Genomic DNA, 25,232 nt, shown 5'->3' with positions numbered 1-25,232 from the left:
GGAGACTGAGATGAATCATCATCACCACGTCATGGACCCCTTCAATCCGCAGGCTCAGGCGCAGACTTTTGACCAGATGAAGGTCAATATCGCGAGCCCGGAGAAGATCCTTTCCTGGTCGTACGGCGAAATCAAAAAGCCGGAAACCATCAACTACCGTACGTTCAAGCCAGAACGCGACGGCCTGTTCTGTGCACGCATCTTTGGCCCGACCAAGGATTACGAATGCCTTTGCGGCAAGTACAAGCGCATGAAGTTCAAGGGCGTCATCTGCGAGAAGTGCGGCGTTGAAGTCACATTGTCCCGCGTTCGGCGCGAGCGCATGGGCCATATCGAACTCGCGGCACCCGTGGCGCATATCTGGTTCCTGAAGTCGTTGCCGTCCCGCATCGCGCTTCTGCTGGATATGACGCTCAAGGATGTCGAGCGCATCTTGTACTTTGAGTACTATGTGGTCACCGAGCCGGGTCTTACAGCCTTTGGTCAGTATGAATTGCTGAGCGAAGAGCAGTATATCGACGCCCAGGACCAGTATGGTGCCGACAGCTTCACCGCCATGATCGGTGCTGAAGCCATTCGCGAAATGCTGATGTCGCTCGAGCTGGAAAAGATCGCCGATCAGCTGCGCGTGGAAATTGCCGAGGCAACCACCGAACTGAAGCCGAAGAAACTGGCCAAGCGCCTGAAGATCGTTGAGCAGTTCATCGTTTCGGGCAACAAGCCTGAATGGATGATCATGACGATCATTCCGGTCATTCCGCCCGAACTGCGTCCGCTTGTGCCGCTGGACGGTGGCCGTTTCGCGACCTCGGATCTCAACGATCTTTATCGTCGTGTGATCAACCGCAACAACCGTCTGCGTCGTCTGATCGAATTGCGTGCACCGGATATCATTATCCGCAACGAAAAGCGCATGCTGCAGGAAGCCGTTGACGCCCTGTTCGACAACGGTCGCCGTGGCCGCACCATCACCGGTGCGAACAAGCGTCCGCTCAAGTCGCTCTCGGACAACCTCAAGGGCAAGCACGGCCGTTTCCGCCAGAACCTTCTGGGCAAGCGCGTCGATTATTCCGGCCGTTCGGTTATCACCGTGGGTCCGGAACTCAAGCTGCACCAGTGTGGTCTGCCCAAGAAGATGGCGCTCGAACTGTTCAAGCCGTTCATCTACTCGCGGCTGGAAGCCAAGGGCTTCTCCTCCACGGTCAAGCAGGCCAAGAAGCTGGTTGAAAAGGAAAAGCCCGAAGTCTGGGATATCCTTGACGAAGTGATTCGTGAGCATCCGGTTCTGTTGAACCGCGCGCCCACCCTTCACCGTCTGGGCATCCAGGCCTTCGAACCGATCCTGATCGAGGGCAAGGCCATCCAGCTGCATCCGCTGGTATGTACAGCGTTTAACGCCGACTTTGACGGCGATCAGATGGCTGTTCACGTGCCGCTGAGCCTTGAGGCCCAGCTGGAAGCCCGCGTGTTGATGATGTCGACCAACAACATTCTGCACCCCGCCAATGGTCAGCCGATCATTGTGCCCTCGCAGGATATCGTTCTCGGCCTCTATCACCTCAGCCTGATGAACGACAACGAGCCGGGCGAAGGCATGGCCTTCGGCAATATCGGCGAGCTAGAGCATGCTCTGGCCACCGGTACGGTCACGATGCACACCAAGATCAAGGGCCGTGTCAAACGGGTCGATGCCGAAGGCAATGTCACGACCGAAGTGGTCGAGACCTCGCCGGGCCGTATGTTGATCGGTCAGTTGCTGCCTGAGAGCGTTGCAGTGCCTTTCGAGGTCTGTAACCAGGTCATGACCAAGAAGATGGTCTCCAAGATGATCGACACGGTTTACCGTGGCTGTGGTCAGAAAGAGACCGTGATCTTTTGTGACCGCATCATGGATCTCGGGTTCAAGCATGCGTGCCGCGCCGGTATTTCGTTCGGCAAGGACGACATGGTTATCCCCGACACCAAGGCTGGCATCGTTGAGGCGACCCGCAAGCAGGTCGAGGAATTCGAGCAGCAGTACAATGACGGTCTCATCACCCAGGGCGAGAAGTACAACAAGGTTGTCGACGCCTGGGCCAAGTGCGGTGACAAGGTTGCCGACGAGATGATGGCCCGCATTTCTGCGGTCGATGTCGATGCGGAAACAGGACGTCAGAAGCCGATCAACTCGGTTTACATGATGGCCCATTCCGGTGCGCGTGGTTCACCGGCCCAGATGAAGCAGCTTGCCGGTATGCGTGGTCTTATGGCCCGTCCGGATGGCTCGATCATTGAAACGCCGATCACGTCGAACTTTAAGGAAGGTCTGACCGTGATGGAGTACTTCAACTCCACTCACGGTGCCCGTAAGGGTCTGGCTGATACCGCCATGAAGACTGCTAACTCCGGCTATCTGACCCGTCGTCTGGTGGACGTGGCCCAGGATTCGATCATTACCGAGATTGATTGCGGTACAGATCGTGGCCTGGCCATGGAAGCGGTCGTCGATTCAGGTCAGATCGTGGCCTCCCTTGGCCAGCGTATCCTCGGCCGTACCACGGCAGACGATATTGTCGACCCGGCAACGGGCGAAGTTATCGCACCCCGTGGCACATTGCTCGACGAAGCGCTTGTCGATGCCATCGAGGCGGCAAAGGTCCAGACGACCCGCATCCGCTCGCCGCTCACCTGTGACATCCGTCAGGGTGTCTGTGCGGCTTGCTACGGACGTGATCTTGCCCGCGGTACTCCGGTCAATATCGGTGAAGCTGTCGGCGTTATCGCTGCACAGTCCATTGGTGAGCCGGGCACCCAGCTGACCATGCGTACCTTCCACATTGGTGGTACGGCACAGGTTGTCGATAGCTCGTTCTTTGAGGCAAGCGTCGAAGGCAAGGTCGAAATCCGTAACCGCAATGTCGTGAAGCTGGCTGACAAGTCGCTGATCGCCATGGGCCGCAACGTCATGGTCGCTATCATTGATAGCGAAGGCAATGACCGCGTTGTCCACCGTGTGGCTTATGGTGCCAAGATCCGTGTCGATGACGGTGACGAGGTCAAGCGCGGTCAGCGTCTGGCCGAGTGGGATCCATACACCCGTCCGATCCTCGCTGAAGTTGAGGGCGAAGTGGCCTTTGAGGACCTCATCGACGGCAATTCGGTCTCCGAACAGACCGACGAGGCGACCGGCTTTACCAAGCGTGTTGTTATCGACTGGCGCACCAGCCAGCGCGGTGACGGCCTGCGCCCGGCACTGGCAGTCGCCCGCGGCGGTGAAGTGGTCAAGCTCGATCGTGGTGGCGAAGCCCGCTACCTGCTCTCGGTGGATGCGGTTATTGCCGTTGAGCCCGGCGAGAAGGTGGCACCGGGTGACGTGCTGGCACGTATTCCGCTCGAAAGCGCCAAGACCAAGGACATCACCGGTGGTCTGCCGCGTGTGGCCGAACTGTTCGAAGCCCGTCGTCCCAAGGATCACGCCATCATCGCCGAGATCGATGGTACCATCCGCTTTGGTCGCGACTACAAGAACAAGCGCCGCATCATCATCGAGCCTGAAGATGCGACGATGGAACCCGCTGAGTATCTGATCCCCAAGGGCAAGCCATTCCACCTTCAGGAAGGCGATACCATTGAGCGGGGTGAATATATTCTCGACGGCAATCCGGCACCGCATGACATTCTGGCGATCAAGGGCGTCGAGGAGCTTGCACGCTACCTCGTCAACGAGATCCAGGAAGTCTATCGCTTGCAGGGCGTGTTGATTAACGACAAGCACATCGAGGTGATCGTTCGCCAGATGCTGCAAAAGGTCGAAATCACCGATCCGGGCGAAAGCGGCTTGCTGAAAGACGAGCAGATCGACAAGGTCGATTTCGACGAGCTCAACGAAGAGCTGATTGCCGAAGGCAAGAAGCCAGCTCATGGCGTGCCGGTTCTTCTCGGTATCACCAAGGCATCGTTGCAGACCCGTTCGTTTGTGTCGGCCGCCTCGTTCCAGGAAACCACACGCGTGCTCACAGAAGCCGCGGTTTCCGGCAAGGCCGATCTTCTCGAAGGTCTCAAGGAAAACGTCATCGTCGGCCGGCTCATTCCTGCCGGTACCGGTGCAGGCATCTCGCAGGTCAAGCATATTGCCGGCAAGCGTGATGACCTCATCCTTGAAGAGCGTCGCCGTCAGGCGGAATCGGTCAAACTGGAGGCACCCGTTGCCGACAGCCCCGAGCCGCAGGAAGAGCCTGCCGAATAGGGCAGGGGTCTGCATCAGAATTTGAAAAGGGGGCCTCAGGGCCCCCCTTTTTGCGTCAGCAGTGACGCGGCTAAATGTTCCAGAGAACAGACGGGCAGGGCGGTGGGCTAGCGAAAGCCTATATAGGCACTGAACTGGTCAAGCGTCAGGCGCCAATAGGCAAACACCTCGCCAAGATTATCCGCGCTCACGCCGCCGCTCAGCACAACATCCATTTCAAGAATCGCATCGCCGGCATTGTCGAGATAGGCCTTGGAAAACCGCTTGTCGCGATTCCAGTTATTGATTGCCTCAGGCGTGGGCTTGATCATGAAACCAACACGGAAATTCATGTCGGCGCAGTCCCGTGCCGTGCAATTGCGCAGACGGGCAGAGTAGGGGATGCCGTTAATCCGGCCGCTCAGCATGGGGTTGCCGTCCGGCTGCGTGGCAAGGGCGGCGCTGCCATAGGCCCGCGCTGCGCGCATAATGCCCTCAACATTGCTGCCATCCACCAGGTCCTGGGCCCGCGCCGCAGGAATCATCAACGCGCCGGCAAGCAGAATCGCAAGAAAGCTGGGCGGTATATGCATAGGCGTTCCCCCGTTCTGTCGAATCTCGTCCCCAAACGGACGAATCCCCGAACCGCCATGGTGCGGGACAAAGGTTTCCGGCACGTCAATTTGCCCCAATCCGTCAGGATCGAGGTCGATATCGCCGGAATTGGCCTCCAGATGCAGTTTTTTGCCGGTTACCCTTGACGCCCAGTATGGGGCGGAGTATAGCCAGCCAACCTGAACGGTCGGTCGTGGATCGGTTGAGGGTGCAAGCCGCCGAGGCGAAACACCCAGACGAACCAAACACATCGTAGGGTAGCAAGACGCTGCAATCGTCGAATGCATGAATGCCTCTCGGTTTCGCGGGGTGTTCCACTGCTTGAAGGGCGCCGCCATCCACACTTGGGATAGGGCGGGCGTCGTTTTCGTTTGTGATGTCTTGGGAGCAAGAATTTGGAACGGATAGAGAAGGTTCGAGCGGTATGCCGACCATTAATCAGCTGATCCGGAAGCCCCGGCAGTCAAAGCCGAAGCGGAACAAAGTTCCGGCGATGGAAGCAAACCCGCAAAAGCGCGGCGTTTGTACGCGCGTTTATACGACCACGCCGAAGAAGCCGAACTCCGCTTTGCGTAAAGTTGCCAAGGTACGCCTGACCAACAATCGCGAAGTCATTTCCTATATCGGGGGCGAAGGCCACAACCTGCAGGAGCACTCTGTTGTGCTTATCCGCGGCGGTCGTGTGCGTGATCTTCCCGGTGTGCGTTACCACATCCTGCGCGGCGTACTCGACACGCAGAGTGTTAAAGATCGTAAGCAGCGTCGTTCGAAATACGGCGCTAAGCGGCCGAAATAAGGAGAGCATGAAATATGTCCCGTCGGCATCGTGCAGAAAAGCGTGACGTTATTCCGGATCCCAAGTTCGGTGATCTCGTCGTATCGAAATTTATGAATTCCCTGATGAAAGACGGCAAGAAGTCGGCTGCAGAAGGCATCGTCTATGGTGCTTTTGATGTGGTGCTCGAGCGCACCAAGCAGGATCCGATCACTGTCTTTCATGCGGCGCTGGAAAACATCCGGCCGTCCGTTGAAGTGCGTTCCCGCCGTGTTGGTGGTGCGACCTATCAGGTTCCCGTTGAAGTGCGCACAGAGCGCCAGCAGGCCCTGGCCATTCGCTGGCTGATCGAAAGTGCACGCAAGCGTGGTGAAAACACCATGGTTGATCGTCTGAGTGGCGAGCTGATGGACGCGCAGAACGGGCGCGGCCAGGCCGTTAAAAAACGCGAAGATACGCACCGGATGGCAGACGCCAACCGTGCCTTCTCGCATTACCGCTGGTAAAGGCTTCGGAGAGACCATTATGGCCCGCGAATACAAAATCGAAGATTACCGCAATTTCGGCATCATGGCGCACATCGATGCTGGCAAGACCACGACAACAGAGCGTGTTCTTTTCTATACCGGTAAGAGCCACAAGATTGGTGAAGTTCATGATGGCGCTGCCACCATGGACTGGATGGAGCAGGAGCAGGAGCGGGGTATTACCATTACTTCCGCTGCGACCACCACGTTCTGGAAAGATCGTGATGGCAAGATGCACCGCTTCAACATCATCGACACCCCGGGCCACGTTGACTTCACCATTGAAGTAGAGCGTTCGCTGCGTGTTCTCGATGGCGCTGTTGCGCTTCTCGACGCCAACGCCGGCGTTGAGCCGCAGACCGAGACTGTCTGGCGTCAGGCCGACAAGTACGAAGTCCCGCGTATGATCTTTGTCAACAAGATGGACAAGATCGGCGCTGACTTTTACCGCTGTGTCGACATGATCAAGACCCGTCTGGGTGCGACACCTGTCGTTATGCAGCTGCCAATCGGTGCTGAGAACGAATTTGCTGGTGTTGTTGATCTCATCGAGATGAATGCACGCATCTGGCACACCGAAGATCTGGGCGCTGCCTGGGATATCGTTGAGATTCCCGAGGATCTGAAAGCCAAGGCTGAAGAATATCGCGAGAAGCTGATCGAAGCGGCTGTCGAGATCGACGAAGAAGCAATGATGGCATACCTTGAAGGCGAAATGCCTGATGTGCCGACACTGCGTCGTCTGGTCCGCAAGGGCACCTGCGATGTTGCCTTCTTCCCGGTTTATTGCGGTTCCGCCTTCAAGAACAAGGGCGTTCAGCCTTTGCTTGACGCCGTTGTTGATTTCCTGCCGTCGCCGATCGACGTGCCGGCTATCCAGGGCATCGATGCAAAGACTGAAGAGCCAATCGAACGTCACGCAGACGACAGCGAGCCTGTCTCGATGCTGGCCTTCAAGATTGCCAACGACCCGCACATGGGTTCGCTGACTTTCTGCCGCATCTATTCGGGTCACCTCGAAGCTGGCGCGACTTTGGAAAACACTGTGAAAGGCAAGCGTGAACGCGTTGGCCGTATGTTCCAGATGCATTCCAACAGCCGTGAGCAGATCGAAGAAGCTTTCGCAGGCGACATCGTGGCGATCGTTGGTCTTAAGGACACAACGACCGGTGACACGCTTTCAGCAACCAATTCCCAGGTTATTCTTGAGCGTATGGAATTCCCTGAGCCGGTTATCGAAATCGCTGTTGAGCCTAAATCCAAGGCCGATCAGGAAAAGATGGGCATCGCGCTCAATCGCCTGGCTGCTGAAGATCCCAGCTTCCGCGTGAAGTCTGATGAAGAGAGCGGCCAGACCATTATCGCTGGTATGGGCGAACTGCATCTCGACATTCTGATCGACCGCATGAAGCGCGAATTCAAGGTTGAAGCCAATATCGGTCAGCCCCAGGTGGCTTACCGTGAGACCATCACCAAGGTTGCTGATGTGGATTATACCCACAAGAAGCAGTCGGGTGGTTCAGGCCAGTTCGCGCGCGTCAAGATGACCATCGAGCCGAATGAAGTTGGTGCCGGTTTCGCCTTCGAATCCAAGATTGTTGGCGGCAACGTGCCGAAGGAATATATCCCCGGCGTCGAAAAAGGTGTGCGCAGCGTTATGGGTGCAGGCATTCTGATCGGCTTCCCGATCGTGGATGTGAAGGTTACCCTGACTGACGGTGCCTACCATGACGTTGACTCCTCGGTTCTCGCGTTCGAGATCGCCGGTCGTGCTGGCTTCCGTGAAGCCATTGGCAAGGCTGGCCCGAAGATTCTCGAGCCGGTGATGAAGGTCGAAGTAACTACCCCTGAAGAATATATGGGCGACGTTATCGGCGATCTGAACTCACGTCGTGGTCAGATCCAGGGCACAGAAAGCCGTGGTATCGTCCAGGTGGTCAATGCATTCGTGCCGTTGGCAAACATGTTTGGTTACGTGAACTCGCTGCGCTCCATGAGCCAGGGTCGTGCACAGTACTCCATGGTGTTTGATCACTATGAGCAGGTCCCGCAGGCCGTGGCCGACGAAGTCCAGGCAAAATACGCCTAGTTTTTTGGAATAGATTGAAATTCAACGCCAGCCCTTGAGCTGATGTAACGGAGAGAGCAAATGGCGAAGGAAAAGTTTTCGCGGAGTAAGCCGCACTGCAACATTGGCACGATTGGTCACGTTGACCATGGCAAGACCTCGTTGACAGCGGCGATTACGAAGATATTGGCAGAGACGGGCGGGGCGACGTTCAAGGCGTATGATGCGATTGACGCAGCGCCTGAAGAGAAAGCCCGCGGCATCACGATTTCGACATCGCACGTTGAGTATGAGACGGCGAACCGTCACTACGCGCACGTTGATTGCCCAGGCCACGCCGATTATGTGAAGAACATGATCACGGGTGCGGCCCAGATGGATGGTGCCATTCTGGTTGTGTCTGCAGCTGACGGCCCGATGCCCCAGACCCGCGAGCACATTCTGCTTGCCCGTCAGGTTGGTGTGCCGGCACTTGTTGTCTTCCTGAACAAGGTTGACCAGGTTGACGATGACGAACTGCTTGAGCTTGTTGAGCTTGAAGTGCGTGAACTGTTGTCCTCGTATGATTTCCCGGGCGACGACATTCCGATCATCCGTGGTTCGGCTCTTGCTGCTTTGGAAGACAAGACCCCTGAGATCGGCCATGACGCTGTTTTGAAGCTGATGGAAGCTGTTGACGAATACATTCCGCAGCCGGCCCGTCCGGTTGACCAGCCGTTCCTGATGCCGATCGAAGACGTTTTCTCGATCTCGGGTCGTGGTACGGTTGTGACCGGTCGTGTTGAGCGCGGCATTGTCAAGGTTGGCGAAGAAGTTGAAATCGTCGGCATCAAGGACACTCAGAAGACGACGGTTACCGGCGTTGAAATGTTCCGCAAGCTGCTCGATAGCGGTGAAGCTGGTGACAATATCGGTGCTTTGATCCGTGGTATTGACCGCGAGCAGGTTGAGCGTGGCCAGGTTCTTTGCAAGCCGGGTTCAGTGACCCCGCACACAAAGTTTGTGGCTGAAGCCTACATTCTGACCAAGGACGAGGGTGGCCGTCATACGCCGTTCTTCACCAACTACCGTCCTCAGTTCTATTTCCGCACGACCGACGTGACGGGGATTGTGACACTGAAGGAAGGTGTTGAGATGGTCATGCCGGGCGACAATGTTGAAATCAACGTTGCCCTGATCGTGCCGATCGCCATGGAAGAGAAGCTCCGCTTCGCTATCCGTGAAGGTGGCCGCACCGTCGGTTCAGGCGTCGTCGCCAAAATCGTCGAGTAAACAGGATTTTGTGGGGTGGCGTATCCCGATACGCCACCAACCACTCTAAGCCAGGAAGATTATGATGAACGGTCAGAACATTCGCATACGGCTTAAGGCGTTCGACCATCGTGTCCTCGACACCTCGACGCGCGAAATCGTCAATACGGCGAAGCGTACAGGTGCTCAGGTTCGTGGGCCGATCCCGCTGCCGACGCGAATTGACAAATACACCGTCAACCGCTCGCCGCACGTTGATAAAAAGAGCCGCGAGCAGTTTGAGATCCGGACCCACAAGCGCCTTTTGGACATTGTGGACCCCACACCTCAGACAGTTGACGCCCTGATGAAGCTCGATCTCGCCGCCGGCGTAGATGTCGAGATCAAGCTGTAAGGCCTCGTTTTTATAGCGAAGCGTTAAGTTGAAAGCGGGATTGAAGGGGCGTTCGGAATTTGAACGCTTACTGATCCGAAGAAGAACAAAGGTTTGAACCGATGCGTTCTGGAGTGATCGCACAGAAGCTGGGCATGACCCGCATATTCGCCGAAGACGGTACACACGTACCTGTCACGGTGTTGGGTCTGCAGAACTGCCAGGTGGTAGGCCAGCGGACGGAAGATAAAAATGGCTACACCGCGCTGCAACTCGGCGCTGGTCTGGCCAAAGCGAAAAACACGCCCAAGGCACAACGCGGTCAGTTCGCGGTTGCCAAGGTGGAGCCCAAGCGCCACATCGCGGAATTCCGCGTCAGCGCTGAGAACCTGATTGAGGTTGGTGCTTCGATGCAGGCGGACCACTTTGAAGTGGGCCAGCTGGTCGATGTTACTGGCACCTCGATTGGTAAGGGTTTTGCCGGTGCCATGAAACGGCACAACTTTGGCGGTCTGCGTGCATCGCACGGTGTGTCGGTGTCTCACCGTTCGCATGGTTCGACTGGTAACAGCCAGGACCCCGGCAAGGTGTTCAAGGGCAAGAAAATGGCCGGCCACATGGGTGATGCCCGTGTGACAACGCAGAACCTCAAGGTCGTCAAGACCGATGTGGAGCGTGGCTTGATCATGGTGATGGGCTCTGTGCCTGGCGCCAAGGGCGGATGGATCATGGTTCGTGATGCCGTCAAGAAGGACGCACCTGCTGGCGCATCTTTCCCCGGATCATTCAAGGCTCCCGAGGGTGGCGCTGCTGCGAAAGCTGAAGCAGCCCCGGCTGTAGACGCGCCCGCTGAAGGGGGTAACGAATAATGGAACTCAATGTTACGACCCTCGAAGGCAAAGCTTCGGGCAAGGTGACCTTGGCTGATGACGTATTTGGTCTTGAGCCGCGTCAGGATTTGCTGCAGCGCATGGTGCGCTATCAGCTCCTGAAGCGTCAGGCCGGTACCCATGACGTCAAGAACCGCAGCGAAATCACTGGCACCACGAAGAAATTCGTACGTCAGAAGGGTTCGGGCGGCGCACGTCACGGTTCCCGCAAGGTTGGCCAGTTCCGTTCTGGTGGCCGCGCATTCGGTCCAACGCCCCGCAGTCATGCGATTGAGTTGCCGAAAAAGGTTCGCGCCCTGGCGCTGAAGCATGCGCTTTCAGCCAAGGCAAAGGCCGGTGAACTGGTCATTCTCGACAAGGCGTCGGTAAAAGATGCAAAGACCGCGGGTCTGCGCAAGGTGTTCGGCGATATGGACCTGTCCAACGCGCTGATCATCGACGGTGCCGAGATTGATACAAATTTTGCGCTCGCAGCGCGGAACATTCCGCTGATCGACGTGCTTCCGATCCAGGGCATCAATGTCTATGACATTCTGCGCCGTCGGAAACTCGTGCTGACGAAGGCCGCAATCGAAGCGCTGGAGGCACGGTTCGCATGAGCAAGGTTTCGCATTACGACATTATCCGCAATCCGGTAGTCACCGAGAAGTCGACAATGGCTTCCGAGTACAACCAGGTTGTCTTCGACGTCGCAATCGACGCGTCCAAGCCGGAGATCAAGGCAGCTGTTGAGGCCTTGTTCTCAGTGAAGGTCAAGGCCGTTAACACCCTGGTCCGCAAGGGCAAGGCAAAGCGGTTCCGTGGCATCATCGGTCGGCGCAATGACGTGAAGAAAGCAGTTGTGACCCTCGTTGACGGTCAGGCCATCGATATCGCGACGGGCCTGTAAGGCAGAGGGAAGGTAAAAACAAATGGCTTTGAAACAATATAATCCAACCTCCGCCGGACGGCGCGCGCTGATCGGCATCGATCGCAGCGAGCTGTGGAACGGCAAGCCCGTCAAGAAATTGACAGAGGGTTTGACCAAATCCGGTGGCCGTAACAATCGTGGTCGCATCACCTCGTTCCATCGGGGCGGCGGTCATAAGCGGACCTACCGCACGATCGATTTCAAGCGCACAAAGTTTGATGTCGAGGGTACGGTCGAGCGTCTTGAATACGATCCCAACCGGACCGCGTTCATTGCTCTGGTCACTTATACCGACGGCGAGCAGGCCTATATTCTGGCGCCGCAGCGTCTGGGTGCCGGCGACAAGGTGATCTCCTCGGAGAGCGCAGTCGACGTGAAACCAGGCAACACGATGCCGCTCGAGCGGATGCCGGTTGGCACCATCGTGCACAATATCGAGATGAAGCCGCGCAAGGGTGCGCAGGTTGCCCGGTCCGCCGGCACCTACGCCCAGTATGTTGGTCGTGACCGGGGTTGGGCAATTCTCCGCCTTCAGTCCGGCGAGCAGCGCCTTGTGCATGGTTCGTGCCTGGCAACTGTTGGTGCTGTGTCCAATCCGGACCACTCCAACACCAACCTCGGCAAGGCTGGTCGCAGCCGTTGGCTCGGCCGCAAGCCGGTCACCCGTGGTGTTGCCATGAACCCGATCGATCACCCGCATGGTGGTGGTGAGGGGCGTACTTCCGGTGGCCGTCATCCTGTGACGCCTTGGGGTAAGCCGACCAAAGGCAAGAGAACACGCAGCAACAAGGCGACGGACAAGTTTATTGTGCGCTCGCGTCACCAAAAGAAGGGCAGGTAAGCCATGTCCCGTTCCGTCTGGAAAGGCCCGTTTGTTGACGGGTACCTGTTGAAGAAGGCCGATAAGGTTCGCGAAGGCGGCCGTAACGAAGTGATCAAGATCTGGAGCCGTCGCTCCACCATCCTGCCGCAGTTCGTTGGTCTCACCTTCGGTGTCTACAACGGGAAAAAGCACATTCCGGTGAATGTGTCCGAAGACATGATCGGTCACAAGTTTGGCGAGTTCTCGCCGAGCCGGACCTATTACGGACACGCGGCCGACAAGAAGGCCAAGAGGAAATAAGATGGGCAAGCAAAAGACACAACGCGCCCTCAAGGACAACGAGGCCAAAGCGGTTCTGCGCACATTGCGCACAAGCCCGCAGAAGCTCAATCTTGTTGCCGCGCAAATCCGTGGCAAGAAGGTCGAGAAGGCTCTCGCTGAGCTTTCCTTTTCGCCTAAGCGGATCGCTGGTTCGGTAAAGAAGACGCTTGAAAGCGCCATCGCCAATGCCGAGAACAATCACAATCTCGACACCGATGCGCTCGTGGTTGCAGAGGCTTATGTCGGCAACTCGCTGGTCATGAAGCGTTTTCATACCCGTGGCCGCGGTCGTTCGGCTCAGGTGTTGAAACCATTTGCGCATCTGACGATTGTCGTGCGTGAAGTTGAGGAGGCCGTCTGATGGGTCAAAAAATCAATCCGATTGGCTTGCGCCTTGGCATCAACCGCACCTGGGATTCGCGTTGGTTCGCGGCTGGGCGTGAGTATGGGGATTTGCTTCAGGAAGATCTGAAGATCCGCAAGATGCTCAAGAAAGAGCTCAAGCAGGCCGCCGTGTCCAAGATCGTTATCGAGCGTCCGCACCGCAAGTGCCGCGTGTCGATCCACACCGCCCGTCCGGGCATTGTGATCGGCAAGAAGGGCGCGGATATCGAAAAGATCCGCAACAAGGTTCGTCAGTTCACCGACAGCGAAGTGCACATCAACATCGTTGAAGTGCGCAAGCCTGAAACTGATGCCAACCTGGTTGCCCAGGGCATTGCCCAGCAGCTGGAACGCCGTGTTGCTTTCCGTCGCGCCATGAAGCGTGCGGTGCAGACAGCGATCCGCATGGGTGCCGGTGGTATCCGCGTCAACGTTGGCGGCCGTCTCGGCGGTGCTGACATTGCGCGCACCGAATGGTATCGCGAAGGCCGGGTGCCGCTGCACACGCTTCGTGCCGATATTGACTATGGCTTTGCAGAAGCGTCCACCACCTACGGTATCATTGGTATCAAGGTCTGGATCTTCAAGGGCGAAGTGATGGAGCATGACCCCACGGCGCATGAGCGCCGCGCTACCGAAGGTAGTGGTGATGGTGGTCAGCAGCGCCGTCGCGAGCCGGCTGCCAGCTAAGAGGAACCGGACTAATGCTACAACCAAAACGTACAAAGTTCCGCAAGGCACACAAAGGCCGCATTCATGGCGTTGCCAAGGGTGGTTATGAGTTGACCTTCGGTCAGTTCGGCCTCAAGGCTCTGGAACCGGAGCGTATCACGGCTCGTCAGATCGAAGCGGCTCGCCGCGCGATGACCCGCCAGATGAAACGTGCCGGGCGCGTGTGGATTCGGATTTTCCCGGATCTGCCCGTTTCCAAAAAGCCGACCGAAGTCCGCATGGGTAAAGGTAAGGGCGCGCCGGAATATTGGGCAGCCCGGGTACATCCTGGCCGTGTGATGTTCGAAATCGACGGTGTAAGCGAGGAAGTTGCTCGCGAAGCTCTTCGACTTGGTGCGATGAAGCTGCCGATCAAAACGCGGTTTGTTAGCCGCATCGCCGACTAAGGGGCAGTATGATGAAAGTCAGTGACGTACGGGCCAAGACGGTCGACGAACTGAAAGATGAGCTCGTCGGTCTGAAGAAAGAGCAGTTCAATCTGCGCTTTCAGCGGGCTACCCAGCAGCTTGAGTCGACTTCGCGGGTTCGTGAAGTCCGCCGCGATATCGCGCGGGTCAAGACGGTGCTGAGCGAGAAGAGCAAAGCCTAAGGAACGGGTTGAGACATGCCGAAGCGAATTTTGCAGGGGACCGTAGTCTCCGACAAGAATGAAAAGACGGTTGTGGTGCGCGTCGAACGCCGCTTCACCCACCCGCTTTTGAAGAAAACGGTGCGCCGTTCCAAGAAATATCACGCCCATGACGAGACCAATGCGGTCAAAGTCGGGGAGATCGTGAATATTGAGGAATGCGCTCCCATCTCGAAGAGCAAGCGTTGGACGGTCGTTCCGTCGGCGTAAGCCAAAAAGAAACATTAGGTTAATCGGTTTGCCTGTATGAGGTGCGCCGGTAAGGAAAAAGGCATCCAGTCATGATTCAGATGCAAACAAACCTCGATGTCGCCGACAATTCCGGCGCACGTCGTGTCATGTGCATCAAGGTGCTGGGCGGTTCGCATCGTAAATATGCGTCTGTAGGCGACATTATTGTTGTGTCGGTTAAAGATGCTATTCCGCGCGGTCGCGTCAAAAAAGGTCAGGTGATGAAGGCTGTCGTTGTACGCACAGCATTCGAAATTCGCCGGGCTGATGGCACTGTGATCCGGTTCGACCGGAACGCGGCGGTTCTTATCAACAATAACAAGGAACCGGTCGGTACACGTATCTTTGGCCCGGTTCCGCGTGAATTGCGCGCCAAGAACCACATGAAGATTATCTCGCTTGCGCCGGAGGTGCTGTAATGGCTGCCAAGATTAAAAAAGGCGACAAGGTCGTCGTTTTGACCGGCAAGGATAAAGGCAGAACTGGTGAAGTTCTGCAGGTGCTTCCCGAGAAGACGCGCGCTTTTGTGCAGGGCATCAATCAGGTGCGCCGCCACACCAAGCAGACTGCGGACCAGGAAGCCGGCATCTACACCAAGGAAGCGTCAATTCATTTGTCGAACCTTGCGCTTGTCGATCCCAAGGACAACAAGCCGACCCGTGTCGGTTTTGAAATCAAGGACGGCGCCAAGGTTCGCGTCGCCAAGCGTAGCGGAGAAAAGATCGATGGCTGAGACATATGTCCCGCGCCTGCGCACGCAGTATGATGGCGAAATTCGCGCCGCACTTTTGAAGGATTTCGGGTATAAGAACCCGATGGAAGTGCCTAAGCTCGAGAAGATCGTCCTGAATATGGGCGTTGGCGAAGCGGTTGGCGACAGCAAGAAGGTGAAATCGGCGGCAGGGGATCTGGAAAAGATCACAGGGCAGAAACCGGTCATCACCTATGCGCGAACCTCCATTGCTGGTTTCAAGGTGCGTGAGGGCATGCCGCTCGGTGTCAAGGTGACGCTGCGCAAGGCCCAGATGTACGAATTCCTGGACCGGTTGATCACGATTGCGCTGCCGCGTGTTCGCGACTTCCGTGGCCTGAACCCGAAGAGCTTTGACGGTCGTGGCAACTTTGCCATGGGCATCAAGGAACATATCGTGTTCCCGGAAATCAATTACGACCAGGTCGATCAGATCTGGGGTATGGACGTGATCGTGTGCACCACGGCCAAAACAGATGATGAAGCGCGTGCGCTTCTCAAGGCTTTCAACTTCCCCTTTACCCAATAGGGCCGAGGGAAGAGACAAGGATATCGATAGATGGCTAAGACAAGCTCTATTGAGAAGAATAAGCAGCGCCGCGCGCTCACCAAGCGTTACGCTGCGAAGCGTGCAACGCTGAAGGCCGTGGTCAAGAACCAGGAACTCTCCCTTGAGGACCGGTTCAACGCGAGCATGAAGCTGGCGGAACTGCCGCGCAATTCTTCCAAAACCCGTATTCGCAATCGTTGCGAGGTTTCGGGCCGCCCGCGTGGCTTCTACCGCAAGCTCAAGATGAGCCGTATTGCGCTTCGTGAACTGGGCAATATGGGACAAATTCCCGGCCTGGTTAAGTCGAGCTGGTAAGGAGACGATAGAATGGCTGTTTCTGATCCCGTCGGCGATATGCTGACCCGCATCCGGAATGCGCAAATGCGCAACAAGACCGTCGTTGCGACGCCGGCGTCCACACTGCGGGGCCGCGTGCTCGATGTACTGCAGTCCGAGGGTTTTATCCGCGGATATTCCGAAACCAAGTTTGATAATGGCTCCGCTGAGTACAGCATCGAACTGAAGTATTCGGACAATATCCCGGTTATCCGCGAAATCCAGCGTGTTTCACGTCCTGGCCGCCGCGTATATGCTTCGGTAAAGAATATTCCGTCTGTTGCAAACGGACTTGGTGTTTCGATCCTTTCCACCCCCAAGGGTGTGATGGCCGACCACGAAGCACGTTCGCAGAATGTGGGCGGTGAGGTTTTGTGCCGCGTCTTCTAAGACGTCGGCAGTGTTAAGAATTTGAACCGAGAAGGTTTGAGAAATGTCCCGTACTGGCAAAAAACCGGTCGCTTTGAATGGTGCTACAGTCACCATTGATGGGCAAAATGTCACCGCAAAAGGTCCCAAGGGCGAACTTAGTGTCGTTCTCATGGATCTGGTGACGGCCAAGCAGACTGAAGAAGGCATCGTTATCGAGCCGGTCAACGAATCCAAGCAGGCGCGTGCCGCCTGGGGTACGTTCCGCTCGCTGGTGCAGAATATCGTAACTGGCGTGACCGTCGGCTTCGAGCGCAAGCTGGCAATCCAGGGCGTTGGTTACCGTGCAGCCATGCAGGGCAAGGATCTCAAGCTTTCGCTGGGGTTCAGCCACGAAGTGGTCTATGAAGCACCTCAGGGTATCTCGCTTGCAACACCGGCACCGACTGAAGTCGTCGTCACCGGCATCGACAAGCAGGTGGTTGGCCAGGTCGCAGCGAACATTCGCGAATATCGGCCGCCCGAACCCTATAAGGGCAAAGGCGTGCGTTATGCGGAAGAACATGTCTTCCGCAAAGAAGGTAAGAAGAAGTAAGGACCGTTTGAGATGGCTAACCGTATGCAGGGAATGGACCGTCGCAAGGCCCGCGTCCGCCGCGCTGTTAAAAAGCACGCCAACGGCCGCGCACGTCTTAGCGTGTTCCGTTCCGAAAAGAATATCTATGCGCAGATCATCGACGATGCTTCGGGCCGTACGCTCGCTGCCGCTTCGACCCTGGACAAGGATATCAAGGGCAAAGTCAAGAATGGCGCCACCCAGGCAGCTGCTGAGGAAATCGGCAAGCTGATCGCTGATCGCGCCAAAAAAGCCAAGGTGACCGAAGTCGTCTTCGATCGCGGTGGTTATATTTTCCACGGCCGGGTGAAAGCTCTGGCAGATGCCGCTCGCGCAGGCGGGCTGAGCTTCTAAACCGAAACGTAATAGAGAAGAACTGAGACAGCGATGAGAGACGTTCAAGAGCGCGACAGCGAATTTGTAGATCGCCTGGTCCACATCAATCGCGTAGCGAAAGTTGTGAAGGGTGGTAAGCGTTTCGGCTTTGCTGCGCTTGTGGTGATTGGTGATCAGAAGGGCCGCGTTGGCTTTGGTCATGGTAAGGCACGCGAAGTGCCTGAAGCGATCCGCAAGGCCACCGAGCAGGCCAAGCGCCAGCTTATCCGTGTGCCGCTGCGCGAAGCCCGCACGCTGCACCATGACGTTGCAGGCCGCCACGGCGCCGGCAAGGTTGTGCTGCGCGCTGCCCCTCCGGGCACTGGCATCATTGCCGGTGGTCCAATGCGCGCTGTGTTCGAAACACTTGGTATCAACGATATCGTTGCCAAGTCGCAGGGCACTGCAAACCCATATAACATGATCCGTGCTACATTCGACGCTTTGAAAAATGTCGATAGCCCGCGTTCGGTTGCGGCCCGTCGTGGCCTCAAGGTTTCCGAGTTGCAGGCGCGTCGCGGTGAGGTTGCAGCAGACGCCTGATCCGGGCAGTCGGTGAAGGACGGAGAATATTATGGCTGACAAGACAGTTACAGTTGAGCAGATCGGTAGCCCGATCCGCCGCGACAAAGGGCAGCGCGGGACGCTTATAGGCCTTGGCCTGAATAAGATGCGTCGTCAGCGCACGCTCAAGGACACGCCGGAAGTGCGTGGAATGATCAACAAGATCCCGCATCTTGTACGTGTTTTAGACGAGAAATAGCGGCAGAGGAATTTTTGCGATGCGTTTGAATAATCTCAGCGACAATGCTGGCGCAACCAAGAACCGTATCCGCGTCGGACGCGGTATCGGTTCGAGCAAGGGCAAGACCGGTGGCCGCGGCCAAAAAGGTCAGACCTCGCGTTCGGGTGTTGCCATCAATGGTTTTGAAGGCGGTCAGATGCCGCTCCACATGCGGATGCCGAAGCGCGGCTTCAATGCATGGCGGCCAAAGTCTTTCAATGCCGTTCGGCTTGATCGCGTTCAGCGCGCGATTGATTCCGGCAAACTCGATGCCAAGGGTGTCATCGATGCCGCAGCGCTCGTCGCTGCCGGTGTTATCCGTCGCCCCAAGCATGGCGTTCGCCTGATTGCCGGTGGTGAGTTCAAGGCTCAGAAGGTGACATTCAACGTCGCCCATGCATCGGCTGGTGCACTCGCAGCGGTTGAAGCTGCCGGTGGCAAAGTTGATATGCCCAAGGTTGAAGAAGCCGCCGACGCGTAAGCGCCGGCACTGACCCCGACCCGAAGGAGCCCTCATGGCCTCTGCAGCCGAACAATTGGCACGCAATCTTAGTTTTTCGACCCTTGGCAAGGCGAAGGATCTTCAGCAGCGCATCTGGTTTACACTGGGCGCGCTGCTTGTTTATCGTTTCGGCACCTATATTCCGGTGCCGGGCATTGATCCGCAGGCCTATGGCGCAACCTTTGAGCAGGCCCAGCAGGGTATCGCCGGCATGCTCAACATGTTTGCCGGTGGCGCTGTCGAGCGCATGGCCATTTTTGCGCTCAACCTGATCCCTTACATTACCGCCTCGATCATCATCCAGGTGCTCTCCACCGCCTCGCCAAAGCTTGAAGCCTTGCGCAAGGAAGGCGGGGAGGCGGGTCGCCGCAAGATCAATCAGTACACCCGGTATCTGACCGTCGTGTTCTGCGCCGTTCAGGCCTATGGCATTGCCGTGGGCCTAGAATCGAGCCAGGGCGTCGTGCTCAATCCGGGCTGGTTCTTCCGCATTTCGACCGTGATCACACTGGTCGGCGGCACCATGTTCCTGATGTGGTTAGGCGAACAGATCACAGCGCGCGGCGTCGGCAACGGCATCTCGCTGATCATTTTCGCCGGTATTGTCGCCAATCTGCCCGGCACCATCGTGCAAACGCTCGAATTGAGCCGCACAGGTGCCTTGCCAACGATTGCCGTGGTCGGGCTTTTGGTCCTCGCCATTCTGGTTATTGCCGTCATCGTCTTCTTTGAACGGGCCCAGCGCCGCTTGCTGATCCAGTATCCAAAGCGCCAGGTCGGCAACAAGATGTTCCAGGGCGACACTTCGCATCTGCCGCTGAAGCTCAACACAGCCGGTGTTATCCCGGTGATCTTTGGCTCGTCCCTTCTGCTGCTGCCGGCAACCATTGCCTCGTTTGCCGCACAGGGTGATGCGCCACAGTGGCTGTCCGTGATTTCGGCGCTGCTGGGTCGGGGGCAACCGCTCTATCTGATCCTGTTCGCCACCTTCATCATCTTCTTCGCGTTCTTCTACACTGCCATCGTCTTCAACCCGTCGGACACTGCCGACAACCTGAAGAAATCCGGTGGGTTCATTCCCGGCATTCGTCCGGGTGAACGTACGGCCTCGCATATCGATTATGTGTTGACCCGTATCACTGTGGCTGGCGCGCTCTATCTGACCATCGTTGCGCTGATACCGGAAGTTCTGGTCAGTCAGCTCAATGTCAGTCAGTTTATCGGTGGCACCTCACTGCTTATCATGGTGACGGTGACGCTAGACACAATCAGCCAGATCCAGAGCCATCTTGTTGCCCAGCAATATGAAGGCCTGGTGAAGCGCTCGCGGCTGGGGGGAAAGCGGCGATGAGACTTATACTCCTCGGCCCGCCGGGAGCGGGCAAGGGAACGCAGGCAAAGATCCTGCTGGACGCCTATTCAATTCCGCAATTGTCGACCGGTGACATTCTGCGCGCAGCCATTGCCGCGCGCACACCGATGGGCCTGGAAGCCAAAGCGATCATGGATCGCGGCGATCTGGTCTCCGACACTGTGGTCAATGCCATTGTTTCAGAACGCCTTGATGCACCCGATTGCGCCAATGGTTTCATTCTGGACGGTTTTCCGCGCACCATTGCCCAGGCCGAAGCGCTTGATGCCATGTTGACGGATAAAGGACTTGCTCTTGATGCCGTGATCGAGATTCGCGCCGATGAGGATACCCTCGTTCAGCGCGTGCTCAATCGGGCGAAAGAGACGGGCGGGGCACGCGCCGATGACAATGAAGATGTCATTCGCAAGCGCCTCGGTGTGTATCGCGAGCTCACAGCGCCGCTGGTTGCCTATTATGAGGCACAGGGGCTGCTGAAGAGTGTTGATGGAATGTCGCCGGTGGCTCAGGTCTCCGCAGATATTCGGGCAGCACTCGCAGAGTAAGTGTTGATTGCTGCCACCTGCGCAAAGTCGAGTTGACTTTGTGCGGTGGATTCTATAGGAACCGCGCCAGTCTCAAGAGTTTTTTGGACTGGATTCGGTTTCTGTTTTTAAGAAATGGGGCCGTAATCCGGTCTGTTGTTGTTGAATAGGACGGGCACCGCTGCCTGCCTGTTATCGAATGAAGGAGTGCGGACGTGGCTCGTATTGCTGGCGTCAATATCCCGACGAACAAGCGCGTTGTAATCGCGCTTCAGTACATCCACGGGATTGGTCCGAAAAAGGCTGAGGAAATCTGCAAGAAGGTTTCCATCCCCGCGGAACGTCGGGTCAATGAAATGACCGATGCTGAAGTCATCCAGGTGCGTGAAGCAATCGACAGCGATTACATCGTTGAAGGTGATCTTCGTCGCAGCGTCGCGATGAACATCAAGCGTCTGATGGATCTGGGCAACTATCGCGGCTTGCGTCATCGCCGTGGTTTGCCGGTGCGCGGTCAGCGTACCCATACCAATGCCCGCACTCGCAAGGGTCCGGCAAAGGCTATCGCAGGCAAAAAGAAGTAAGAACCCTTCTCGAAGGGTTCTTCGGTGGAGCCGCCGGAGCATTATGCTGATGGCGGCGATGAGATCGAACAAGGAAACTAAATGGCTAAAAGTGACACTACGCGCGTTCGCCGCCGTGAGCGCAAGAATATTACCAACGGCGTTGCACACGTAAACGCTTCGTTCAATAACACCATGATCACCATCACCGACGTACAGGGCAACACGATTTCGTGGTCGTCCGCCGGTACGATGGGCTTTAAGGGTTCGCGCAAGTCGACGCCTTATGCTGCACAGGTTGCTGCTGAGGACGCCGCCAAGAAGGCCCAGGAGCACGGCATGAAGACCCTTGAGGTTGAAGTGCGTGGTCCGGGTTCAGGGCGTGAATCTGCGCTACGTGCGCTCCAGGCTGCAGGCTTCAATGTCACCAGCATCCGGGATGTCACCTCGATCCCGCACAATGGCTGCCGGCCGCGCAAGCGTCGCCGCGTCTAAGGTTGAGCGAGAACCGGCACATTGCCGGGAGTGAGACTTCTGTTGCGGCAAGGTGGTTCGCATAAGAACCGCGAATTTGAAAGGATGTTGACAAGATGATCCAGAAAAACTGGCAGGAATTGATCAAGCCGACCAAGCTGGACATTGTTTCGGGCAACAATGCGCACGTGGCTTCGGTTACCGCCGAGCCACTTGAGCGCGGTTACGGCCTGACTCTGGGGAATGCGCTGCGGCGCGTTCTGCTCTCGTCATTGCAGGGTGCTGCAGTGACGGCAATCCAAATCGACGGCGTACTGCACGAATTTTCGTCAGTCGCCGGCGTGCGCGAGGACATTACGGACCTCGTGCTCAACGTCAAGGAAATTGCTCTGCGCATGAACGACGAAGGCCCCAAGCGCCTGACTCTTTCCAAGCAGGGCCCGGGTGCCGTCACCGCTGGTGACATCAAGACATCGGGCGATATTGAAGTTCTGAACCCTGAACTGGTGCTGTGTCACCTTGATGACGGCGCAGAGATCAACATCGAGTTCACCGTCAACACTGGCAAGGGCTATGTTGCAGCAGACCGCAACCGTCCTGAAGATGCCCCGATCGGTTATATTCCGGTTGATGCATTGTTCTCGCCGGTACGTCGCGTTTCCTACAAGGTCGATGCCACCCGCGAGGGCCAGGTGCTCGACTATGACAAGCTGACGCTTCAGGTTGAAACCAATGGCGCAATTCCGCCTGAAGACGCCGTTGCCTATGCAGCGCGCATCCTTCAGGACCAGCTCACGGTATTCGTGAACTTCGAGGAACCCACCAAGGAAAAGACGCAGGATACAGTGCCCGAACTGGCATTCAACCCCGCGCTTTTGAAGAAAGTGGACGAACTCGAACTCAGCGTGCGTTCGGCAAACTGCCTCAAGAACGACAATATCGTTTACATCGGCGACCTCATTCAAAAGAGCGAAGCCGAGATGCTGCGTACGCCGAACTTCGGCCGCAAGTCGCTGAACGAAATCAAGGAAGTACTGGCCCAGATGGGGCTGCATCTCGGTATGGATGTTGCTAACTGGCCACCCGAAAACATTGACGACCTCGCCAAGCGTTACGAAGATCATTATTGATCTCGTGACATTTGGGAGAGTTTGACAGGAGAAACAGATGCGCCACGGAAAAGCACACCGGAAACTGAACCGGACATCCAGCCATCGTAAGGCGATGTTCGCCAATATGTCTGCCTCGCTGATTAAGCATGAGCAGATCGTGACCACACTCCCGAAGGCCAAGGAATTGCGGCCGATCGTGGAGAAGCTCGTGACCCTCGCCAAGCGCGGTGATCTGCATGCCCGTCGGCAGGCAATTGCCCAGGTGCGTGACGAAGCTATGGTCCGCAAGCTTTTTGATATCCTCGGTCCGCGCTACAAGGATCGCATGGGCGGCTATATCCGCATCATGAAAGCCGGCTTCCGCCACGGCGACAACGCCCCGATCGCAGTGATCGAGTTTGTTGATCGCGACGTGTCCGCAAAGGGCCAGGATTCAGGCCCGACTGCAGAACGGGCCCGCGAAGAAGAGACCGAAGCCGAAATGGCATAAGTCTCCTCCCTCGGGAAGAATTAAAAAACGGCCGCATTCCGATGCGGCCGTTTTTTTGTGTCTTGGGTTTAACCCAAACGCCGCCCCGTCATTGCGAGCGCCAAGGGCGTGCGGCAATCCAGAACGGCTCACACAAAAAAGCCCGGCAAACCTGCCGGGCTTTTTGCTGGTATTTGCTGTGCGGCTCTAGTCCCTTCGTCATCCCCGCGCAGGCGGGGATCCAGTGCACCGCGTCGGCGGTGCGGAAGAAGTCGCTTGCGGGCAAGACTGCCCGCTGCTGGATTCCCGCCTGCGCGGGAATGACACCGTGGCCCCCAAAAAACCCTCATGGTGAGCCTGTCGAACCACGAGGGTTTCACACCGCACGTGCAAGCAATGCCAGCAGGCCCAGTCGCCTAGAGCAAAATGTCGTCGACGAAAAACTGCAACCGTTCCGAAAAGCCATTGAACGCGGTCACCGATGCCTGGGTATAGGCGCCCATCAGCCCGAATTCGATCCAGTCATCCTCGGCAATATCGGCCGGCAGCTCAAAAATTTGCGGCAGCACATCATAGGAATCGCAGGTCGGCCCGAAAATCGTGAAGGGTGCCGTCGGCCCCTCCAGCAATTCCGCGCCGCGCCACACCCGCACAGAGGGCAGGATGGGCATGAATTTGACTTCCATCAGCGCCCCATAGGCCCCGTCATTGAGATAGACCGACAGCCCGGCGCGTTGATGCTTGACCCGCAACAGCAGCGACGTGCACGGCGTCACCATGGCGCGGCCAGGCTCAACGATCATTTCCGGCGGATTGTCACCAAAAGTTTTTTTCACGGCCTTACGGATCAGGTCGAAATATTTCTTGAGGGGAGGGGCACTGCTCGAGGGATAGCTGGCCGGAAAGCCGCCGCCAATATTCAGCCGCTTCAACACAATCCCCGCTTTCGTGGCAATCCGCCCCGCCGCCGCGATATGCCGCTCATAGGCATTCACGTCCTCGCATTGCGAACCCACATGAAAGCAGAGGCTGGCCGAATAGCCCATGGCCTGCACCTTTTGTGCCAGGTCAATCGCGCCTGTTTCCGACACGCCGAATTTGGTGCCGAAATCATAGGATTTGCGCGCCTTGCCGGCCTTGAAGCGGATGGTAATCTCCACATCCGTTGTTGGCGGAATGATCGTGGCGATCTGTTCCAGCTGGGCCAGATTGTCGATCGCATAGGATTTGATCCCGAAATCATGCCAGGCGGCGGCAATCTCGCGCTTGGATTTGATCGGGTTATTGTAATGCATCCCCGCCTCAGGGGCGAAGCGGCGCACCAGCGCCATTTCATTCACCGAAGCCACGTCGAACGCCTTGAGGCCTTCATCCGCCAGAATCTCAATGATATGATCGGACGGATTGGCTTTGACAGCATAGGTCACCAGCCCGTCAAACCCCTTCTCAAACGTCCGCGCCGCCTCGCGCAGCACCTGTTCAGAGAACAGAAAGGCCGGGTGGTCGGGCGCCATGTCGGCGATCAAGGCGGCGGTATCGGCATAGCGTCGGTACGGGGGTGTGGCCATTGTCTGCCCTCTTCAGGAACGGAGTGAAATGTGCGCGCAATATAGAGTTACGCCGCCTGCTGCAATCATTTTCATCGCATGAAGAGACGGAAATTTTGTGTCATCTCATAACTGCCCGATTTGACGCGTTGTCTG

34 protein-coding genes are annotated in these 25,232 nt (G+C 56.9%); 32 read left to right on the top strand and 2 right to left on the bottom strand.

Going from position 1 to position 25,232, the window contains the following annotated elements:
• The first annotated feature begins 10 nt into the window (after positions 1-10).
• Positions 11-4,225 (top strand): DNA-directed RNA polymerase subunit beta', encoded by a 4,215-nt coding sequence (gene rpoC, locus L1P08_RS04740; RefSeq protein ID WP_303618855.1) that lies wholly within the window; start codon positions 11-13, stop codon positions 4,223-4,225.
• Positions 4,226-4,332: 107 nt separating this feature from the next.
• On the opposite strand, the gene L1P08_RS04735 is transcribed toward rpoC, so the two are convergent.
• Entirely contained in the window at positions 4,333-5,070 is a 738-nt protein-coding gene (locus L1P08_RS04735) for a YbjN domain-containing protein (protein WP_303618854.1), read from the bottom strand.
• A gap of 173 nt (positions 5,071-5,243) precedes the next feature.
• Here L1P08_RS04735 and rpsL point away from each other — a divergent pair, with 173 nt between their 5' ends.
• From rpsL to rplQ, 31 genes are all read left to right on the top strand, one after another.
• On the top strand, positions 5,244-5,615 hold the full coding sequence (gene rpsL / locus L1P08_RS04730) for a 30S ribosomal protein S12 (protein ID WP_303618853.1): 372 nt from the start codon (positions 5,244-5,246) through the stop codon (positions 5,613-5,615).
• A gap of 14 nt (positions 5,616-5,629) precedes the next feature.
• Entirely contained in the window at positions 5,630-6,100 is a 471-nt protein-coding gene (gene rpsG, locus L1P08_RS04725; protein WP_303618852.1) for a 30S ribosomal protein S7, read from the top strand.
• A 19-nt stretch (positions 6,101-6,119) separates the two neighbouring features.
• Positions 6,120-8,210 (top strand): elongation factor G, encoded by a 2,091-nt coding sequence (gene fusA, locus L1P08_RS04720; protein WP_303618851.1) that lies wholly within the window; start codon positions 6,120-6,122, stop codon positions 8,208-8,210.
• 60 nt (positions 8,211-8,270) lie between these two features.
• Entirely contained in the window at positions 8,271-9,461 is a 1,191-nt protein-coding gene (gene tuf / locus L1P08_RS04715; protein WP_303618850.1) for an elongation factor Tu, read from the top strand.
• Between the two features lie 64 nt (positions 9,462-9,525).
• Positions 9,526-9,834, top strand: coding sequence for a 30S ribosomal protein S10 (gene rpsJ / locus L1P08_RS04710; RefSeq protein ID WP_303618849.1), 309 nt, complete (start codon positions 9,526-9,528; stop codon positions 9,832-9,834).
• A 101-nt stretch (positions 9,835-9,935) separates the two neighbouring features.
• Positions 9,936-10,682 (top strand): 50S ribosomal protein L3, encoded by a 747-nt coding sequence (gene rplC / locus L1P08_RS04705; RefSeq protein ID WP_303618848.1) that lies wholly within the window; start codon positions 9,936-9,938, stop codon positions 10,680-10,682.
• Complete coding sequence (rplD, locus tag L1P08_RS04700; protein WP_303618847.1) at positions 10,682-11,302, top strand: 50S ribosomal protein L4; 621 nt, start codon at positions 10,682-10,684, stop codon at positions 11,300-11,302. The genes rplC and rplD overlap by 1 nt, the downstream gene beginning before the upstream one ends.
• The gene (locus tag L1P08_RS04695) at positions 11,299-11,592 is read left to right on the top strand and encodes a 50S ribosomal protein L23 (protein WP_303618846.1); all 294 of its coding nucleotides are present in this window, start codon (positions 11,299-11,301) and stop codon (positions 11,590-11,592) included. The genes rplD and L1P08_RS04695 overlap by 4 nt, the downstream gene beginning before the upstream one ends.
• A 22-nt stretch (positions 11,593-11,614) precedes the next feature.
• Positions 11,615-12,454, top strand: coding sequence for a 50S ribosomal protein L2 (rplB, locus tag L1P08_RS04690; protein WP_303618845.1), 840 nt, complete (start codon positions 11,615-11,617; stop codon positions 12,452-12,454).
• 3 nt (positions 12,455-12,457) lie between these two features.
• A complete protein-coding gene (rpsS, locus tag L1P08_RS04685) occupies positions 12,458-12,736 on the top strand; it encodes a 30S ribosomal protein S19 (protein ID WP_303618844.1) in 279 nt (92 codons plus the stop codon).
• Between the two features lies 1 nt (position 12,737).
• On the top strand, positions 12,738-13,118 hold the full coding sequence (rplV, locus tag L1P08_RS04680) for a 50S ribosomal protein L22 (protein WP_303618843.1): 381 nt from the start codon (positions 12,738-12,740) through the stop codon (positions 13,116-13,118).
• Positions 13,118-13,831 carry a 30S ribosomal protein S3 gene (gene rpsC, locus L1P08_RS04675; RefSeq protein WP_303618842.1) on the top strand — a complete coding sequence of 238 codons (714 nt, stop codon included), beginning with the start codon at positions 13,118-13,120 and terminating at the stop codon, positions 13,829-13,831. Before rplV ends, rpsC begins: the two co-directional genes overlap by 1 nt.
• Positions 13,832-13,845: 14 nt before the next feature.
• On the top strand, positions 13,846-14,259 hold the full coding sequence (gene rplP, locus L1P08_RS04670; protein WP_303618841.1) for a 50S ribosomal protein L16: 414 nt from the start codon (positions 13,846-13,848) through the stop codon (positions 14,257-14,259).
• Between the two features lie 11 nt (positions 14,260-14,270).
• Positions 14,271-14,462, top strand: a complete 192-nt coding sequence (gene rpmC / locus L1P08_RS04665) for a 50S ribosomal protein L29 (protein ID WP_303618840.1) — start codon at positions 14,271-14,273, stop codon at positions 14,460-14,462.
• A 15-nt stretch (positions 14,463-14,477) separates the two neighbouring features.
• Positions 14,478-14,711 (top strand): 30S ribosomal protein S17, encoded by a 234-nt coding sequence (rpsQ, locus tag L1P08_RS04660; RefSeq protein ID WP_303618839.1) that lies wholly within the window; start codon positions 14,478-14,480, stop codon positions 14,709-14,711.
• A gap of 71 nt (positions 14,712-14,782) precedes the next feature.
• The gene (gene rplN, locus L1P08_RS04655; RefSeq protein ID WP_303618838.1) at positions 14,783-15,151 is read left to right on the top strand and encodes a 50S ribosomal protein L14; all 369 of its coding nucleotides are present in this window, start codon (positions 14,783-14,785) and stop codon (positions 15,149-15,151) included.
• Entirely contained in the window at positions 15,151-15,465 is a 315-nt protein-coding gene (gene rplX / locus L1P08_RS04650; RefSeq protein ID WP_303618837.1) for a 50S ribosomal protein L24, read from the top strand. Before rplN ends, rplX begins: the two co-directional genes overlap by 1 nt.
• A complete protein-coding gene (rplE, locus tag L1P08_RS04645) occupies positions 15,458-16,012 on the top strand; it encodes a 50S ribosomal protein L5 (RefSeq protein ID WP_303618836.1) in 555 nt (184 codons plus the stop codon). Before rplX ends, rplE begins: the two co-directional genes overlap by 8 nt.
• 30 nt (positions 16,013-16,042) lie before the next feature.
• Entirely contained in the window at positions 16,043-16,348 is a 306-nt protein-coding gene (gene rpsN, locus L1P08_RS04640; protein ID WP_303618835.1) for a 30S ribosomal protein S14, read from the top strand.
• A 12-nt stretch (positions 16,349-16,360) separates the two neighbouring features.
• Complete coding sequence (gene rpsH, locus L1P08_RS04635) at positions 16,361-16,759, top strand: 30S ribosomal protein S8 (RefSeq protein ID WP_303618834.1); 399 nt, start codon at positions 16,361-16,363, stop codon at positions 16,757-16,759.
• A gap of 43 nt (positions 16,760-16,802) precedes the next feature.
• On the top strand, positions 16,803-17,333 hold the full coding sequence (rplF, locus tag L1P08_RS04630) for a 50S ribosomal protein L6 (RefSeq protein ID WP_303618833.1): 531 nt from the start codon (positions 16,803-16,805) through the stop codon (positions 17,331-17,333).
• A gap of 12 nt (positions 17,334-17,345) precedes the next feature.
• Positions 17,346-17,708 carry a 50S ribosomal protein L18 gene (gene rplR / locus L1P08_RS04625; protein WP_303618832.1) on the top strand — a complete coding sequence of 121 codons (363 nt, stop codon included), beginning with the start codon at positions 17,346-17,348 and terminating at the stop codon, positions 17,706-17,708.
• A 33-nt stretch (positions 17,709-17,741) separates the two neighbouring features.
• Positions 17,742-18,272 carry a 30S ribosomal protein S5 gene (gene rpsE / locus L1P08_RS04620; protein ID WP_303618831.1) on the top strand — a complete coding sequence of 177 codons (531 nt, stop codon included), beginning with the start codon at positions 17,742-17,744 and terminating at the stop codon, positions 18,270-18,272.
• Positions 18,273-18,303: 31 nt separating this feature from the next.
• The gene (gene rpmD, locus L1P08_RS04615; protein WP_303618830.1) at positions 18,304-18,492 is read left to right on the top strand and encodes a 50S ribosomal protein L30; all 189 of its coding nucleotides are present in this window, start codon (positions 18,304-18,306) and stop codon (positions 18,490-18,492) included.
• Between the two features lie 19 nt (positions 18,493-18,511).
• Positions 18,512-18,994, top strand: a complete 483-nt coding sequence (gene rplO, locus L1P08_RS04610) for a 50S ribosomal protein L15 (RefSeq protein ID WP_303618829.1) — start codon at positions 18,512-18,514, stop codon at positions 18,992-18,994.
• A gap of 34 nt (positions 18,995-19,028) precedes the next feature.
• Positions 19,029-20,366 carry a preprotein translocase subunit SecY gene (secY, locus tag L1P08_RS04605; RefSeq protein WP_303618828.1) on the top strand — a complete coding sequence of 446 codons (1,338 nt, stop codon included), beginning with the start codon at positions 19,029-19,031 and terminating at the stop codon, positions 20,364-20,366.
• Complete coding sequence (locus L1P08_RS04600) at positions 20,363-20,932, top strand: adenylate kinase (RefSeq protein ID WP_303618827.1); 570 nt, start codon at positions 20,363-20,365, stop codon at positions 20,930-20,932. The genes secY and L1P08_RS04600 overlap by 4 nt, the downstream gene beginning before the upstream one ends.
• Positions 20,933-21,126: 194 nt before the next feature.
• On the top strand, positions 21,127-21,495 hold the full coding sequence (gene rpsM, locus L1P08_RS04595) for a 30S ribosomal protein S13 (protein WP_303618826.1): 369 nt from the start codon (positions 21,127-21,129) through the stop codon (positions 21,493-21,495).
• Positions 21,496-21,576: 81 nt separating this feature from the next.
• A complete protein-coding gene (gene rpsK, locus L1P08_RS04590) occupies positions 21,577-21,969 on the top strand; it encodes a 30S ribosomal protein S11 (protein ID WP_303618825.1) in 393 nt (130 codons plus the stop codon).
• A gap of 95 nt (positions 21,970-22,064) precedes the next feature.
• Complete coding sequence (locus L1P08_RS04585; RefSeq protein ID WP_303618824.1) at positions 22,065-23,078, top strand: DNA-directed RNA polymerase subunit alpha; 1,014 nt, start codon at positions 22,065-22,067, stop codon at positions 23,076-23,078.
• 37 nt (positions 23,079-23,115) lie between these two features.
• On the top strand, positions 23,116-23,550 hold the full coding sequence (gene rplQ, locus L1P08_RS04580) for a 50S ribosomal protein L17 (RefSeq protein ID WP_303618823.1): 435 nt from the start codon (positions 23,116-23,118) through the stop codon (positions 23,548-23,550).
• Positions 23,551-23,945: 395 nt separating this feature from the next.
• On the opposite strand, the gene L1P08_RS04575 is transcribed toward rplQ, so the two are convergent.
• Positions 23,946-25,097 (bottom strand): type III PLP-dependent enzyme, encoded by a 1,152-nt coding sequence (locus tag L1P08_RS04575; protein WP_303618822.1) that lies wholly within the window; start codon positions 25,095-25,097, stop codon positions 23,946-23,948.
• Positions 25,098-25,232 lie beyond the last annotated feature (135 nt).

The sequence above is a fragment of the Mariluticola halotolerans genome, assembly GCF_021611515.1.
GTDB lineage: Bacteria > Pseudomonadota > Alphaproteobacteria > Rhizobiales > Devosiaceae > Mariluticola > Mariluticola halotolerans.
The sequence above is the reverse complement of the archived record's forward strand: the minus strand, read 5'-3'. Positions and strand labels throughout refer to the sequence as shown.